The 14,764-nt window shown below is 68.5% G+C and carries 15 protein-coding genes; 11 read left to right on the top strand and 4 right to left on the bottom strand.

Features of this window, described 5'->3' with window-relative positions; genetic code table 11:
- Nucleotides 1–4 precede the first annotated feature (4 nt).
- The 10 genes from ACFRJ8_RS14050 (at nt 5) to ACFRJ8_RS14005 (ending at nt 10,369) form a co-directional block, all read left to right on the top strand.
- Nucleotides 5–883: an FAD binding domain-containing protein gene (locus ACFRJ8_RS14050; RefSeq protein WP_377986777.1), complete on the top strand. Its 879-nt coding sequence runs from the start codon at nt 5–7 to the stop codon at nt 881–883.
- A 5-nt stretch (nt 884–888) separates the two neighbouring features.
- Nucleotides 889–1,461: a (2Fe-2S)-binding protein gene (locus tag ACFRJ8_RS14045; protein ID WP_377986776.1), complete on the top strand. Its 573-nt coding sequence runs from the start codon at nt 889–891 to the stop codon at nt 1,459–1,461.
- Nucleotides 1,458–3,851 carry an aerobic carbon-monoxide dehydrogenase large subunit gene (locus ACFRJ8_RS14040; RefSeq protein ID WP_377986775.1) on the top strand — a complete coding sequence of 798 codons (2,394 nt, stop codon included), beginning with the start codon at nt 1,458–1,460 and terminating at the stop codon, nt 3,849–3,851. Before ACFRJ8_RS14045 ends, ACFRJ8_RS14040 begins: the two co-directional genes overlap by 4 nt.
- On the top strand, nt 3,851–4,825 hold the full coding sequence (locus ACFRJ8_RS14035; RefSeq protein WP_377986774.1) for an XdhC family protein: 975 nt from the start codon (nt 3,851–3,853) through the stop codon (nt 4,823–4,825). The genes ACFRJ8_RS14040 and ACFRJ8_RS14035 overlap by 1 nt, the downstream gene beginning before the upstream one ends.
- Nucleotides 4,809–5,495: an NTP transferase domain-containing protein gene (locus ACFRJ8_RS14030; protein WP_377986773.1), complete on the top strand. Its 687-nt coding sequence runs from the start codon at nt 4,809–4,811 to the stop codon at nt 5,493–5,495. Before ACFRJ8_RS14035 ends, ACFRJ8_RS14030 begins: the two co-directional genes overlap by 17 nt.
- Nucleotides 5,492–6,415, top strand: a complete 924-nt coding sequence (locus ACFRJ8_RS14025) for an AAA family ATPase (protein ID WP_377986772.1) — start codon at nt 5,492–5,494, stop codon at nt 6,413–6,415. The genes ACFRJ8_RS14030 and ACFRJ8_RS14025 overlap by 4 nt, the downstream gene beginning before the upstream one ends.
- Nucleotides 6,408–7,709 (top strand): VWA domain-containing protein, encoded by a 1,302-nt coding sequence (locus tag ACFRJ8_RS14020; protein ID WP_377986771.1) that lies wholly within the window; start codon nt 6,408–6,410, stop codon nt 7,707–7,709. The genes ACFRJ8_RS14025 and ACFRJ8_RS14020 overlap by 8 nt, the downstream gene beginning before the upstream one ends.
- A complete protein-coding gene (locus tag ACFRJ8_RS14015) occupies nt 7,699–8,445 on the top strand; it encodes an SRPBCC family protein (protein WP_377986770.1) in 747 nt (248 codons plus the stop codon). The genes ACFRJ8_RS14020 and ACFRJ8_RS14015 overlap by 11 nt, the downstream gene beginning before the upstream one ends.
- Before the next feature lie 9 nt (nt 8,446–8,454).
- The gene (locus tag ACFRJ8_RS14010; protein ID WP_377986769.1) at nt 8,455–9,582 is read left to right on the top strand and encodes an XdhC family protein; all 1,128 of its coding nucleotides are present in this window, start codon (nt 8,455–8,457) and stop codon (nt 9,580–9,582) included.
- 166 nt (nt 9,583–9,748) lie between these two features.
- Nucleotides 9,749–10,369, top strand: a complete 621-nt coding sequence (locus ACFRJ8_RS14005) for an L-threonylcarbamoyladenylate synthase (protein ID WP_377986768.1) — start codon at nt 9,749–9,751, stop codon at nt 10,367–10,369.
- An 80-nt stretch (nt 10,370–10,449) separates the two neighbouring features.
- Here ACFRJ8_RS14005 and ACFRJ8_RS14000 read toward each other — a convergent pair whose 3' ends face one another.
- From ACFRJ8_RS14000 to ACFRJ8_RS13990, 3 genes are all read right to left on the bottom strand, one after another.
- Nucleotides 10,450–10,713 carry a hypothetical protein gene (locus tag ACFRJ8_RS14000; RefSeq protein ID WP_377986767.1) on the bottom strand — a complete coding sequence of 88 codons (264 nt, stop codon included), beginning with the start codon at nt 10,711–10,713 and terminating at the stop codon, nt 10,450–10,452.
- Between the two features lie 183 nt (nt 10,714–10,896).
- A complete protein-coding gene (locus ACFRJ8_RS13995) occupies nt 10,897–11,835 on the bottom strand; it encodes a BTAD domain-containing putative transcriptional regulator (RefSeq protein ID WP_377986766.1) in 939 nt (312 codons plus the stop codon).
- Between the two features lie 359 nt (nt 11,836–12,194).
- Entirely contained in the window at nt 12,195–13,175 is a 981-nt protein-coding gene (locus ACFRJ8_RS13990; RefSeq protein ID WP_377986765.1) for a S1C family serine protease, read from the bottom strand.
- A gap of 184 nt (nt 13,176–13,359) precedes the next feature.
- Between ACFRJ8_RS13990 and ACFRJ8_RS13985 the strand changes: the two genes are divergently transcribed.
- Nucleotides 13,360–13,863, top strand: coding sequence for an HtaA domain-containing protein (locus ACFRJ8_RS13985; RefSeq protein ID WP_377986764.1), 504 nt, complete (start codon nt 13,360–13,362; stop codon nt 13,861–13,863).
- Nucleotides 13,864–13,887: 24 nt separating this feature from the next.
- On the opposite strand, the gene ACFRJ8_RS13980 is transcribed toward ACFRJ8_RS13985, so the two are convergent.
- Nucleotides 13,888–14,637 (bottom strand): ABC transporter permease, encoded by a 750-nt coding sequence (locus ACFRJ8_RS13980; protein ID WP_377986763.1) that lies wholly within the window; start codon nt 14,635–14,637, stop codon nt 13,888–13,890.
- Nucleotides 14,638–14,764 lie beyond the last annotated feature (127 nt).

Genomic DNA, 14,764 nt, shown 5'->3' with positions numbered 1-14,764 from the left:
GACTATGCAGATTCCGGCTCCATTTGACTACGTGCGCGCCACCAGCGTGGACAACGCGCTGGAACTTCTCGCCCGGTACGGCCCCGAATCCCGGGTGGTGGCCGGCGGCCACAGCCTCCTGCCGATGATGAAGCTTCGCCTCTCCCGGCCCGAATGGCTGATCGACATCAATGACCTCTACGAGCTCGATTTCGTCCTCCGTGACGGCAATAAGCTGCGGGTCGGCGCCCTGACGCGCCACACCACGTTGCTGGAATCGGAGGAGGTCGCCGCGCTGTTCCCCATTATGCGGGACGCCGAATTGGTGATCGCCGACCCCGTGGTGCGCAACCGCGGCACCATCGGCGGCTCGCTCTGCCAGGCCGATCCCGCCGAGGACCTCTCCACCGTTTGTGATGTCCTTGCCGCCGAGGCAGTGATCCGCGGGCCACGCGGCGAGCGCATCCTGTCCATGTCCGAGTTCCACCGCGGACCTTATGAAACCGCGGTCGGGCAGGACGAGCTGCTCTGCGAACTCAGGTTCGGCATCCGGCCCCGCACGGGCAGCGCCTATGAAAAGGTCGAACGCCGGGTCGGGGACTGGGCAGTCGGCGCCGCCGGCGCCGCAGTCACGCTCGCCGCGGACGGGACCGTCGACGACGCCGCCGTCGGACTCACCGCGCTGGGCCTTGACCACCTGGTGGCCGAGGCCGCCGCCGTGCTCCGCGGCAGGCGTCCGGACGAGGACCTGTACGCGCAGGCCGGAAGGCTGGCAGCGGCGGCCTGCGATCCGGTGGCGGACCAGCGCGGCCCGGTCGACTACAAGCGGCATCTCGCCGATGAGCTTACCCAAAGGGTGCTGCGGCGGGCCTGTGCCCGCGCCGCCCAGATGCAGGAAGGCTGAAGCCGATGCAGATCAGCATGACCGTCAACGGCAACGATGTCACGAGCGAGATCGAGCCCCGGGTGCTCCTGGTCCATTACATCCGCGAGGTCCTGGGCCTCACCGGTACGCACTGGGGATGCGACACGAGCAACTGCGGGACGTGTGTGGTCCTGATGGACGGACAGCCCGTGAAGTCCTGCACCGTCCTGGCCGCCATGGCCGCGGGGCACGACATCCGCACCGTCGAGGGACTGGCCACCGGCGGCACCCTCGACCCCGTCCAGCAGGGCTTCATGGAGGAGCACGGGCTGCAGTGCGGCTTCTGTACCCCGGGGATGATGCTCACGGCCCGCGCGCTCCTTGATAAGAATCCGCACCCGGACGACACCGAGATTCGGCAGGCCATTTCCGGGCAGATCTGCCGGTGCACGGGCTACGCCACGATTGTCCGTTCGGTGCAATGGGCCGCAGCCCATCCTGCCGGTCCCGACACCGCCGTCGCGGACGCCACAGGCGCACCCACCACCGACGAAGTGCTCGATGGCACCAACACCGCCACAGAGACAGCGGAAACAGGCACGGAGGTGAAGGCATGACTGTCATCCATGACCGGCCGTCAAACCCGGCCGCCGGCGACGAAGACCGCCCGATCGGCTATGGCCGCATCCAGCGGAAGGAAGATCCGCGCTTCGTGCGCGGCCAGGGCCACTACCTGGATGACATCGTGCTGCCGGGGATGCTGCACGGCGCCATCCTGCGCGCTCCGGTGGCGCACGCCCGGCTCGTGTCCATCGATACCACCAACGCCCTGGCGCATCCGAAAGTCGTGGCCGTCATCACCGGCAAAGACCTCCTGGGCCTGAAACTGGCGTGGGCACCGACGCTCTCCGCGGATGTCCAGGCCGTGCTGGTCACCGACAAAGTCCGCTTCCAGGGGCAGGAGGTCGCGTTTGTCGTGGCCGAGGACCGCTACGCCGCCCGGGACGCGCTAGAGCTGATCGACGTCGAATACGATGTGCTTCCCCCGCTGGTGGACGCCCGCAAGGCCCTGGAGCCGGACGCACCGGTGATCCGGGACGAGATCGAGGGCCGGACGGACAACCGGATCTTCGACTGGGAGATCGGCGACAAAGCCGAAACCGATGCGGTGTTCGCCTCCGCCGACGTTGTGGTCAGCCAGGAGGTCGTATACCCGCGGGTGCACCCCGCCCCAATGGAGACGTGCGGCGCCGTCGCCGATTTCGACGCGGTCAACGGCAAGCTGACGCTCTACGAGACCACCCAGGCCCCGCACGCACACCGGACCCTGTTCGCGATCGTGGCCGGTATCCCCGAGCACAAGATCCGGATCGTCTCCCCCGACATCGGCGGCGGCTTCGGTAACAAGGTCGGGATCTACCCCGGCTACGTCCTCGCCGTCGTCGGCTCGATCGTCTCCGGCCGCCCGGTCAAATGGGTGGAGGACCGCTCCGAGAACCTGATGTCGACCTCGTTCGCCCGGGACTACATCATGCAGGGTGACATCGCGGCGACCAGGGACGGCAAGATCCTTGCACTGCGCACCCACGTGCTGGCCGACCACGGCGCGTTCAACGCCACCGCCCAGCCCACCAAGAACCCGGCCGGATTCTTCTCCATCTTCACCGGCAGCTATGACCTCAAGGCCGCCTACTGCTCCGTCACCGGCGTTTACACCAACAAGGCGCCCGGCGGCGTCGCCTATGCGTGCTCCTTCCGCGTCACCGAGGCCGTCTACTTGGTGGAGCGGATGGTGGATGTCCTGGCCCGCAAGCTGGACATGGACCCGGCGGAGCTCCGGCTCAAGAACTTCATCAAGCCGGAGCAGTTCCCCTACGCCAACAAGACCGGTTGGGTCTACGACTCGGGTGACTACGAGGCCGCCATGCGCCTGTCGATGCAACTGGCCGGGTACGAGGACCTCCGCCGTGAGCAGGCCGAAAAGCGCGAACGCGGGGAACTCATGGGCATCGGCGTGTCCTTCTTCACGGAAGTCGTGGGGGCCGGCCCCCGGAAGCACTTCGACATTGTGGGCCTCGGCATGGCCGACGGCGCCGAGCTGCGCGTCCACCCCACCGGCAAGGCCGTGGTCCGGATCTCGGTGCAAAGCCAAGGCCAGGGCCACGAGACCACCTTCGCCCAGATCGTGGCCGAGGAACTCGGCATCCCGCCGGAGGACATCGAGGTGGTACACGGGGACACGGACCAGACCCCGTTCGGGCTGGGCACCTACGGCAGCCGTTCGACGCCGGTCAGCGGCGGCGCCGTGGCCCTCGTCGCCCGGAAGGTGCGCGAGAAGGCGAAGCTGATCGCCGGGGCCATGCTTGAAACCCGCCCCGAGGACCTCGAGTGGGAAAAGGGCCGCTGGTTTGTCAAGGGCGACCCCAGCGTCGGCAAGACCATCGCCGAGATCGCCATGGGCGCCCACGGCACCGTTGCCTTGCCCGAGGGCGTGGACGGCAACCTGGACGCCGAGGTCACCTACGACCCGCCGAACCTCACCTTCCCGTTCGGCGCCTACATCTGCGTCGTCGACGTCGACCCCGGCACGGGTCAGGTCAAGGTGCGGCGCTTCGTCGCGGTGGATGACTGTGGCACCAGGATCAACCCGATGATCATCGAGGGCCAGGTGCACGGCGGTCTGACGGACGGCGTCGGCATGGCGCTGATGGAGATCATCGAGTTCGACGAGGCCGGCAACTGCCTGGCCGGGTCCTTCATGGACTATCTGATCCCCACGGCCATGGAGGTGCCGGACTGGGAGACCGGATTCACTGTCACCCCATCACCGCACCACCCGATCGGGGCGAAGGGCATCGGCGAGTCCGCCACCGTCGGCTCCCCGCCGGCGATCGTCAACGCCGTTGTCGACGCCCTGGCGCCGTTCGGCGTCACGCATGTGGACATGCCCTGCACCCCGGCCCGCGTCTGGGCCGCCATGCAGGGCCGGGCCAGGCCGCCGATCTGATGCCCACCATCGCAGAGTCCCTGGCCACCAGGGCCGATGAGCTCGCCAGCCGCCGCGAGCCGTTTGTCCATGCCACGGTGGTGCGTGCCCAGCGCCCCACGAGCGCCCACGCAGGGGACACGGCCCTGGTGCTGCCTACCGGGGAGATCCACGGCTTTGTGGGCGGGAACTGTGTCGAGGCATCGGTGCGCGAGTACAGCCTGCAGGTCCTGGCCTCCCAGGAACCCCTCCTGTTGCGGGTGCTGCCCGGAGAACCGTCGCGGACCGCGGCGGAAGGCGCCGTCGAGGTCTCCAATCCCTGCCTCAGCGGCGGGGCGATCGAGATCTTCCTCCAGCCGCGGATTCCGGCGCCCCGGGTCCTGGTGGTGGGCACGACGCCGGTGGCGCAGGCGCTGGCGACGCTCGGTTCCGGCGTCGGCCTCGAAGTCGAACTGACGGTCGGCGAATCCGCTGACCCCCGCGGCGATGACGCGGCATTGATTGTCGCCTCGCACGGACGAGCGGAAGAGGGTGCGCTGGAGGCGGCCCTGCGCGCGGGCGTCCCCTACGTCGCCCTCGTGGCCAGCGAGACCCGCGGCGCCGCCGTCCTGGAATCCCTCGACGTCAACGACACCCAGCGGGCGCGGGTTTTCACGCCGGCCGGGCTGCAGCTCGGTGCCCGGACCCCCGGGGAGATCGCGCTTTCAATCCTGGCCCAGCTGGTTGGGGAACGGTCCAAGGCAAGGCGTGCTTCCCCGCCCCTTGCGGCGCCCGCTGCCGCGACGCCCGCAGGCATGGAGGCGCCCACGGACTCGGGGCCTGCGAGCGCGGAGTCAGTGCCGGCGAGCGCGGTCGACCCGGTGTGCGGCATGTCTGTCCCGGCCCTCGAGTCATCCCTGCACCTGGAACACAACGGGATCACTGTCTACTTCTGCTCCCCCGGCTGCCGGGCCGCCTTCCGCAAAGATCCGGAGCGCTATGCCCTCACGACCTGAATCGCTGCGGCGGCCTGGAAGCCCTGAGCCCCGGATTGCGGGCATCATCCTGGCCGCGGGTGCGTCGCGGCGCCTGGGCCGGCCCAAACAGCTACTGCCCTACGGCACGGGGGTGCTGCTCGATGCCGTCCTGGCGACTGCCCGGGACTGCGAGTTCGGCCAGACGGTGCTGGCCCTGGGCGGCGCGGCGGCCGAAGTAGAGCGCGCTGTCGACACCAGCGGCTGCGAGGTGGTACTCAACCCGGCCTTCGGCGACGGGTGCGCGTCCTCGATCGCCACGGCGCTCGCCGCCCTGCATCCGGATACCGACGCGGTAGTCCTGCTGCTCGGCGATCAGCCCGGTGTCCGGGCCGCGAGCGTGCGGGCCCTGCTCGGCGCCCTCCAGCAGATCAGTTCCGGCGCCAATTCGGCCGGCGCCGGCGCCGGTCCTGCTGGCTTAGGCGGTATCGCGGTGTGCCGCTACGACGACGGCGTGGGGCACCCTCTGGCGTTTGCCCGCCGCCTGCTTCCGGATCTGGCCGCCCTGCACGGCGACAAAGCAGTCTGGAAGCTGCTCGAACAGCGGGCGGACGACGTCGTCGAGGTCCGCACGCCCGGTCCCGTCCCCTTGGACGTGGACACCGAGGAAGATTACAGGCGCCTGCTTGACGGGCTGCAGGGGGCCCTATGACGACGGCGGCGCGGGCCGGCGCGGAGGAGGACGTGCAGCGCCGGGTCCCGGATGTGGGGTCGCTGATGGCCGCGCTGGACCGCACCAACTACCTGGCCGACGCGGGGCTGGCAACGGCGCTGTTCCTTGCCGTCCGCCTGCCGCAGCCCATCCTGCTCGAGGGCGAGGCGGGAGTCGGGAAAACGGAGGCCGCCAAGGCGCTGGCCGGACTCCTCGACACCCCGCTGTACCGGCTGCAGTGCTACGAGGGCATCGACGCCGGTGAGGCCCTCTACGAATGGAACCACCAACGCCAGCTGCTCGGCATCCGGCTGGCCGAAGTCCGCGACACCGAGGTCACGGAAACTGACCTCTTCGCCCCCCAGTACCTATTGCGGCGGCCGCTCCTGCAGGCGCTGGAGCATCCCGGCCCGCGGCCTGCCGTGCTGCTCCTGGATGAGATCGACCGCGCCGACGCCGAATTCGAGGCCTTCACGTTTGAACTGCTGGCGGAATCCGCCGTCACCATCCCGGAGCTGGGCACCATCCGCGCCACCCATCCGCCCATCGTGATCCTCACTTCCAACCGGACGCGGGACCTTCATGACGCCTTGACCCGCCGCTGCTTGTACCACTGGATCGACTACCCCGGACCGGCCCGGATCGCCGAGATCGTGCGCCGCCGGGTTCCCGCCAGCAGCGGCCCGTTGGCGCTCCAGGCCGCGGCCGTCATAACCCGGCTGCGGACACTGGACCTCGCCAAGCCCCCGGGCATATCCGAGGCAATCGACTGGGTCTCGGCCCTGGCTGTGCTCGGGGTGGCCCGGATCGACCCCGGCATCACCGAGCAAACGTGGGGCTCCATCGTCAAGAACCGCGATGACCTCGAACTCGTCGGCTCCCGCGGGGCGGCCTGGCTCGTGGAGGGCACCGATGGCTGAAGTCCACGGCGCCGCCCAAGACAACAGCGCCACCGATTGGCCGCCACGGGTCGAGGCAGCAGCCTTGTCCGCCGCGTTCGTCACGGCCATCCGGAGGGCCGGTCTTGCCACGTCGCCGGACCGGGCCGCACGGCTGGCCGAGGCGCTCCACCTGATCCCCCCTGCCCAGCTTGAGCAGCTGTACTGGACCTGCCGCGTGGTGCTCGTGTCCGCGCGCGAACAGGTGCCCCTGTTTGATGCCGTCTTCGCCGCCGTGTTCGGCAAGAATGCAGGCGCCGCTCAACCGGGCCGGGTGGCCCGCCCGGCAGTGCCGGCGCCGCCCGCACCGCAGCCAGGGACCAGGCTCGCGGCGCCAGGCACCCGGGAGGCGGGCACGGCCGACGGTACGCGCCAGCACCCGCGTGTGGCCTCCCCCGGCCGGGACAGCTCGGCCCAGGGTCCCCGCGCCGATCGGAATGCCGTCCTGGCCATGGTTTCCGCGGACGAACACCTGCATGGGACCTCCTTCGCCGAGCTTTCTGCCGATGAAGTAGCTGAGGTGCGGCGGCTGGCCGCCGCGCTGCAGCTGGCGACACCGCTGCGCCTGAGCCGCCGCACACGCACGTCCGCACACAGCACGGCGAGCCTGGACGTCCGCGCGACGGTTCGCGCTGCCCGGCGCTCCGGAACCGACGCCCCACTGCTGCTGTACGCCCGCCGGCGCGAGCAGCGCCGCAAACTGGTGCTGCTGTGCGATGTGTCCGGATCGATGGAGCCCTACGCGCGCGTCTTCATCTCCCTGCTGCAGGGCGCCGTGGCCGGGGCTGGGGCCGAAGCCTTCGTCTTCTCCACGAGGCTGACCAGGCTTACGCGGCAACTGGCCCTGCGCGATCCGGACGAGGCTCTGGCCCGCGCCGCCGTCTCCGCGCCCGACTGGGCCAGCGGAACCCGGATCGCCGAATGCCTCCGGCGCTTCGTCGACGAGCACGGCCGCCGCGGACTGGCGCGGGGCGCAGTGGTGGTGGTGTTTTCGGACGGCTGGGCGTACGAGGATCCGGAAAAGGTCGCGGCGCAAATGGCCCGCCTTCGCCGGCTCGCCCACAGGATCATCTGGGTAAATCCGCGCAAGGCGGCACCGCAGTACCAGCCCCTCGTGGGCGGCATGGCAGCAGCACTGCCCTATTGCGACGCATTCGTCAGCGGCCACAGCTACCGGGCGTTGGCAGAGCTGGCAGCCGCAATTCGGGGTGCCGGCCAGCAACCAGGCCGGAGGCACGGACGAGCGAGAGACAAGGAACCAGCGCATGCACATTGACAGCACGTTCTCGGTGGTCGCACCGATAAGCCAGGTGTGGCACACACTGATGGACTTTGAAAGGGTGGCCGGCTGCCTTCCCGGGGCCAAGATCCTGAACAAGCTCTCGGAGGACGCCTACCAAGTGGGCATGACGGTAAAGCTCGGCCCGGTCACGATGCAATACAGGGGCCTGCTGAACGTCATTGAAAGAAACGCCGCGGAACACCGCGCCGTCCTTGCCGGCAAGGCCCAGGAGACCCGCGGACAGGGCACCGCCGAGGCCACTGTCACCCTGACACTGGCCGAAGACAGCGCGGCCACACGGGGGTCCGTCAGCGCAGATCTCGTGCTGTCCGGAAAAGCCGCGGCCATGGGCAAAGGGGTGATCGGGAGCGTCACCGAGCAGATGATGTCCCTCTTCGCGAAAAACCTGCAGGCCATGCTCGCGGAGGGAGCACCTCTAGTTTCCGAAGCACCAGCGGAACCGGTGCCGACGGCAGCCCCGACGGCTGCCCCGGAGCCAGTTCCGGCGTCGGCCGCGGAGCCGGCCCCGACGGCTGCCCCGGAGCCAGTTCCGGCGTCGGCCGCGCCCGGCGGCAGCTTGGATGCGCTGAGCCTAGCCAGGGGAATCGCGGCGGAGCAGCTGTCCAGCCCTACGAAAGTCCTCGGTGTAGTCGCCGTCGTGGCGTGCATCGCCTACTGGGCCGGCCGGCGCTCAGCGTTCCGGATGCTCCGGCTTTGCGGCAGGCTCTGAGGAGCGCCGATGCGCGATGTCCTGGCGGCGATGTTGCCTGACTGGCGGAGGGGTGCCACGGCAGGCCTGGCCACGGTCGTGAGTACTTTCAAATCGGCGCCACGACTCCCGGGGGCGGCCATGCTGGTGACGGCCGACGGCGAGGCCGTGGGCTCGGTCTCCGGCGGCTGCGTCGAGGGTGCCGTGTACGAGCTGGCCACGCAGGTCAAGGACGACGGCGAGCCGGCCCTGGTGCGCTACGGGATCAGCGACGACGACGCCTACGCCGTGGGCCTGACCTGCGGTGGAATCATCGACATCTTCGTGGAACCCGTCTCCCAGCGCCACTTCGCCGAACTCGACGCCGTCGCGCAGGACATCGCCGCCGGGCGCCGCGTGGGGGTGGCCACGGTCATCGAACATCCGGATGCCGACCGCGTGGGGCGGCACCTCATCGTCAGACCTGTTGGCTGCGAAGGCGACCTGGGCTCGGACCGGACCAACCGCGCCGTCGGCGACGACACCCAGGGCCTCCTCGCCGCCGGCCGGACGGGCATCCTGAACTACGGCGTCGACGGCGAGCGGCTCGACACCGGCATGCGCATCTTCTTTGCCAGCTACGCGCCGCCGCCACGCATGATCGTCTTCGGCGCCATTGACTTCGCCGCGGCGCTGGCCCGGCTGGGAGCTTTCCTGGGGTACCGGGTCACCGTCTGTGATGCGCGGCCCGTGTTCGCCACGCCCGCGAGGTTCCCCGACGCGGCCGAGGTGGTCAACGCCTGGCCACACCGGTATCTGAGCGAGCAGTTCGCCCAGGGGCTGCTGGACTCCCGGGCCGTGCTGTGCGTCCTGACCCACGACCCGAAGTTCGACATCCCAGTCCTTGAAGTCGCCCTCCGCGGCGGCCCTGTAGCCTTTATCGGCGCGATGGGATCCAGGCGCACGCACGAGGACAGGATGGCTCGGCTGCGCGAGGCCGGCCTGGGCGAGGCCGAATTGTCCAAGCTCCACAGTCCCGTGGGCCTTGATCTGGGCGCCCGCACGCCGGAGGAAACGGCCGTGTCCATCGCCGCGGAGTTCATTGCCCAGCAGTGGAGCGGCAGCGGGGAGCCGCTGCGGCAACTCGGCGAACGGATCCACCACGACGAGCAGCTGTGAGCGTGCCGTAATGACCAGCCGGCCCTGACGGCGGACCGGGCCGCCGGCCTGCCCTCATGTTCGCCGCCTTGGCGGCCTGAGCGCACACTGGCCGGCGGCCGCCGCCAGGGCGTGCCGGCGTCGAGGGGCGCCAGCGGGAGGGCCACCCCGGGCGTAAGCTCGACCCATGGCGAGATACTTCGATGTGCACCCCGAGAACCCCCAGGCGCGTTCCATCCACCAGGCGGTGGAGATCGTACGAACAGGCGGCCTGATCGTTTACCCCACCGACTCCTGCTATGCGCTGGGCGCGCAGCTGGGAAGCAGGGAGGCACTGGACCGGATCAGGAGCATCCGAAACCTCGATAACAAGCACCACTTCACGCTGGTCTGCAAGGACTTCGCTCAGTTGGGCCAGTTCGTCCAGATCGACAACGACGTCTTCCGCAGCATCAAAGCCGTCACGCCGGGCAGCTACACCTTCATCCTGCCCGCCACCCGGGAGGTCCCCAAGCGGCTGCTGCACCCGAAGAAGAAAACGGTCGGCGTGCGCATCCCGGACAACCATGTGGTCCAGGCACTTCTCGCTGAGCTCGGCGAACCGCTGCTGTCCAGCACGCTGCTGCTTCCGGATGAGGAAGAGCCTCTTACGCAGGGCTGGGAGATCAAGGAGCGCCTGGACCACGTCGTGGATGCGGTGATCGATTCCGGCGACTGCGGTGCTGAGCCAACCACGGTGATCGACTTCTCCAGCGGCGTCGCGGAAGTCGTCCGGCGGGGCATGGGCGATCCGTCCCGCTTCGAGTAGCCGGAGACATCCGGCAGCGGCCCTGCGTCCGCTACGGGCTGCGTCCGGTGCCGGCTAGGCGCGCAGGGCAGCGCGGCAGGCTAGGCGGTTTCTGCCGCGCCGGCCTGCCGGTTCCGCAGCCACCGACGGACGAGGTCGATGGCGGCGACGAGGCCGGCCAGGGGCGACAGCACCGCTGCGGCATAGACGAACATCATCCACGTCAGGGTGGTCACCGGTGACTGGCGGGTGCTTAGGAGGGACAACCCGCCGAAGAAGCCTAGGATCCAGAACAGCATGACCCCGGACAGCACTGCAGCTGCGGGGAAGTACTCGTTCGTGACGACTTTCTTCAAGGTTTCCATGGGCCCTCCTCACACCGGGCGGTGGGACTGCCCGCCAGGGTCATTCCAAGTATGGGGCCCTGCCCATCGGAATTTCCCTAGAATCCCGGCCACGTGACGAAGCTAACTCCTCGTTGTGGCGATGCCGGCGACCCGGTCCTCAAACTGGAGGGGCCGGCCCGCCGGAGCCTGGGATGCAGGGGGTCAGACCGCGGCCCGGACGCGCTGGAGGAAGGAATCAAGCACCCGCCCGGCGTTCTCATGCATGCGCCGCGATTCCGCCGCCGGCAGCTGCCTGCTCTTGGGCGCATTCAAGCGCTCACCCAGATAGAGCAGCGCCGCCAAGACCTCGGAGAGTTCGGAATTACCTTCCGCACGCTGCCGCAGGAGCCGCAGATGTGCCTCTTGCAGGGCCGGGCCGGGGGTGCAGCCAAGGTCGTGGTCAAAGAGCCTCCGGCACCGGTCATACGCCGCCAGACCTTCCGCCGGCAGGCCGGCTTGTTCATAGGCTGTCACCAGAACCGTCCAGGCCCGCTCGTTCAGGGGTTCCGCCCGAATGGCGGCCTGAACCAGGTTGACGGCCTCGTCCGGTTTGTTCAGCAGGGCCGCCGTTTCGGCCGCGAGGATCTGCAGCGCCACCTTCTCGGCTGCATGGCGTGCGCGCGCCTCTTCTGCCCAGTCAGAGGCAAGTTCAAACCCGAGGAGCGGCTCGGCGGAGATCTCTAGGGCCTCGAGCATCAGAGGATACGCCTCATTCGGAAGCAGCTCACCGGCGTCGCGGACCAGTCCACGGAACCGGAACAAATCCAGGTCCACGAGGCTGGGGTCCAGGACGTAGCCACTATTGGCCGTGCGGAGCGGACCGGTCTTGGTCTGGCCTGGCTGGATGGCGCGCCGGATACCGCTGATATAGCTCTCCAGCGTCGCCACGGAGCCGTCACTCGCGCCGGCGCCCCAGAGGAGATCAATGAGGCGGGTCTTGGACACCGGCGTCCCAAGGTTCAGCAGCAGAATTTCCAGTATGTGCCGGGGTTTGCATCCCCCCATGTCGGCGGCGGTGAGCGCCGCGCCGTCCCGGCGTACTTCGAATGATCCGAATAGGCGGACCGAAATGGAGGGTGTAATTTCCGTTGGGCTACCCACGATGTTCTCCGATTTCCCCAGGTAAAACGAACTCAATCGTCTGCGAAGAGCCTGAGCAACAATGAAACAAGGCCGTACTGAGACCCTGTTCCCTCCGGCTTTCCAATGACACCGTGACACGCCCCGCTGGGCGCAACAAGGCGTGCCGGTACCCGATCTTTCGCCCAAAGAAAGACGGGTACAGGGGTCAGTACCGTTGCGTAAGGACGTGGAGCGGCGGGCAGGTATTTAAGACGCCAAACGAGTAATTCCGCAGGCCGCCGCAATTTGGATCCAAGTAGTTCAGCAGGGCAGGAATTCGGTCCACGGCGGGATAATTTCAGCGCGCGGAATCGCCCTGCCTGGGCAGGATTTCCCTGCTAGTTGTCAGTCATCTCCGCGGGAACCGCCACCAACCGCAGGTCCGAGCCGTCCCGGAGCACGGCCAGTTCCAGGGGCTCCCCGATCGCTTCGGCGAACAGCAGTTTCTGCAGGCTCTCGGCATTGGACACATACATCGGTCCGACCTTCAGGAGGATGTCCCCGGCCCGCAGCCCGGCGCGTTCGGCGGGCGAACCCGGGAGGACTTCGACCACAAGCAGGCCCTCCCTGCGCCCTGTCCGGACGACGGCGCTTGGCTGCAGCTGGATCGGAGTGTTCACCAGACCCAGGTAGGCCCGGCGGACACGGCCGTCCTTGAGCAGCGAAGCGATGATCCGCCGGGACGTGGCGTTGATGGGAACGGCCAGGCCGAGCCCGACTCCGGCCACGGCGGTGTTGATGCCGACGATCCGCCCCCGGGCGTCCGCCAGCGCGCCGCCGGAACTGCCGGGGTTGAGGGCCGCGTCGGTCTGGATGACGTCCTCGATCACGCGCCGGCTCCGTCCGGACCAGACGGGGATGGAACGGCCCAGCCCGCTTACCACCCCGGCGGTGACGGAGCCGGCGAGCCCGAGCGGATTGCCCACGGCGATGACCAGCTGGCCGACCCGGAGGGATTCGGCGTCGCCCATTTCCGCCGGTGCCGCCGTGGGGGCCCTGCCATGGACCACGGCAAGATCAGACAGCCGGTCGGCGCCCACCACGTCAACAGTGGTGGCGGTGCCGTCGGCGAAGACCGCATGGCCGGACTGGGCGCCGCCCACCACGTGGGCGTTGGTGAGCAGATATCCGTCGGTAGTGAACAGCACGGCCGACCCCGCGCCGATCCGGAACCTGCCGTTGCGCCCGTTGCCGGTCATTTCCAGCGCTGCAACATGCTGTGTGACAGCCTCCGCCACGCGAATGACCGTTGCGGAATAGGAATCCAGCGGGTCTTCGGACACATCGGATCCGGATACCCTGCTGATGGACGCGGCCACTGTGCACCTCCTGCTAACCGGTACTCATCCAAGTCAACCACCGCCGCCCCGGCAGTAGTCCTGGAGTGCCTACGCCGTCAGTGAAATACGCCGGATGAAGCGGCAACGGTGCAACAGTTCAGCCCCGCGCGGATCCCCGACTAGGCTCGGACATAGATCCGCCCGACAGCCCAGGAGAACCTACGTGACACCAGCGTCCGCTTCCCCCGCTCCGCTGCCCCTGCCGGGCCTGACCTGGGGCATCAAGCGCAGCTTCATGGATTACATTTCCGGACTCCCGGACGGTGCGGTTTCCGCGGCCGACGGCGCCACGGTGACCGCGTCGGGCGAGTTCTGTTTCGCACCAGCCGGCTCCGAATACGATCCCGCCAGCGGCACCGGCGTGCTGCGCTTCCGCGGCGACGTCCGCGTTGCCGGCCACCACGGAATGATGTTCGTCCGGCTCCTGGATCCATGGGTCGAATTCACCGCCGGGCACGGGGTCCTGTCCATCAGCACGGGCGACGGCGGCGGGAAGGACCGCTCGGACGTCGGCATCCTGCGAACTGCCGCACCCCGCAATATGGAAGGGTTTCTGGTCTGGGAGCGCGTCGAAGTGGCCGTATCCCAGGCCGGTTCGGAATTGTTCGACGGCCAGTACGCCGACGGCCAGGCGATGGACCCCCTCGTCATCCGGGTGCCGGCCTAGACAGGACGGGCCCCGGTGCGCACCCTAGCTTGGGCGGGCCGGACGCACCCTCACCGGCGCGATGATCCCGATCAGGACGACGGCGGTTATGGAACCTGCCGCCATGATCGAGGCAAGCACGACGATCTGGAAGCGGCCCGCTTCCAAGGGTGAAAGTCCGCCAAAGATCGCACCCACGAACGCGCCGGGAAGAGTGACAAGGCCCGTCGTCTTAGTCTGGTCGGTCGAGGGGATGAGGGCTGAATAGACGGCACGCCGGGCCAGCTCCAACGTCGATTGGCGCCGCGTCGCACCTAGCGCAAGCCACCCTTCAACTTCATCCCAATGCTCATTCACCGACTCGGCAAAGTGCCGGCCGGCCAGTGTGGCGATGGTCATCGCATTGCCGATCACGATCCCTCCGATGGCCAGCGCGTACCGGGGCGTGAAGGCGATTGCGCCCGTGCCGAAGATGATCGCCAGGGTCACCAGGATGCCCGCCGCCATGGAGCCACCCACTGCGGCCAGGCGGCCCCAAGTCCACCCCAGCCGTCGTGCGGCCGTCATGGCTGCCACCGAGAACATCACGAGAAGTGCGGCGCAGACCCAGACCGGACTGGTGATGACACTGCCCAGTACCAAGCTGATGACGGCCAGTTGCGCAGCCCCGCGAAGGATGGCCAGCGCCGGTGCGGCTCTGTGCGGGATCCGGAAAACCGTCAGCAGGGTCACGGTGACCAGCATCAGGAGCCCGACGCCCAGCAACGTGGGCAGGAGATCAACGGAACCGGTCATCACGCCAGCCTATAGACCTTCCCATCAACACCATTGGCAACATCCGCGGCCGGCTGCCTTTCCTCAACGAAAACATGTCGGCCGTGCTGGGCAGCCATCCGTCCGTCTGCAAGGATGTGAACTGTCC

Origin of the sequence: Arthrobacter sp. NPDC056886 (assembly GCF_042788715.1) — a bacterium.
Taxonomy (GTDB): domain Bacteria; phylum Actinomycetota; class Actinomycetes; order Actinomycetales; family Micrococcaceae; genus Arthrobacter.
Note: the sequence above shows the minus strand (reverse complement) of the source record. Positions and strands in the feature narration are given on the sequence as shown.

Bases quoted from the DNA above. Each gene is read 5' to 3' on its own strand.
- ACFRJ8_RS14050 (WP_377986777.1), top strand. From the start codon at position 5: ATGCAGATTCCGGCTCCATTTGACTACGTGCGCGCCACCAGCGTGGAC.
- ACFRJ8_RS14045 (WP_377986776.1), top strand. From the start codon at position 889: ATGCAGATCAGCATGACCGTCAACGGCAACGATGTCACGAGCGAGATC.
- ACFRJ8_RS14040 (WP_377986775.1), top strand. From the start codon at position 1,458: ATGACTGTCATCCATGACCGGCCGTCAAACCCGGCCGCCGGCGACGAA.
- ACFRJ8_RS14035 (WP_377986774.1), top strand. From the start codon at position 3,851: ATGCCCACCATCGCAGAGTCCCTGGCCACCAGGGCCGATGAGCTCGCC.
- ACFRJ8_RS14030 (WP_377986773.1), top strand. From the start codon at position 4,809: ATGCCCTCACGACCTGAATCGCTGCGGCGGCCTGGAAGCCCTGAGCCC.
- ACFRJ8_RS14025 (WP_377986772.1), top strand. From the start codon at position 5,492: ATGACGACGGCGGCGCGGGCCGGCGCGGAGGAGGACGTGCAGCGCCGG.
- ACFRJ8_RS14020 (WP_377986771.1), top strand. From the start codon at position 6,408: ATGGCTGAAGTCCACGGCGCCGCCCAAGACAACAGCGCCACCGATTGG.
- ACFRJ8_RS14015 (WP_377986770.1), top strand. From the start codon at position 7,699: ATGCACATTGACAGCACGTTCTCGGTGGTCGCACCGATAAGCCAGGTG.
- ACFRJ8_RS14010 (WP_377986769.1), top strand. From the start codon at position 8,455: ATGCGCGATGTCCTGGCGGCGATGTTGCCTGACTGGCGGAGGGGTGCC.
- ACFRJ8_RS14005 (WP_377986768.1), top strand. From the start codon at position 9,749: ATGGCGAGATACTTCGATGTGCACCCCGAGAACCCCCAGGCGCGTTCC.
- ACFRJ8_RS14000 (WP_377986767.1), bottom strand. From the start codon at position 10,713: ATGGAAACCTTGAAGAAAGTCGTCACGAACGAGTACTTCCCCGCAGCT.
- ACFRJ8_RS13980 (WP_377986763.1), bottom strand. From the start codon at position 14,637: ATGACCGGTTCCGTTGATCTCCTGCCCACGTTGCTGGGCGTCGGGCTC.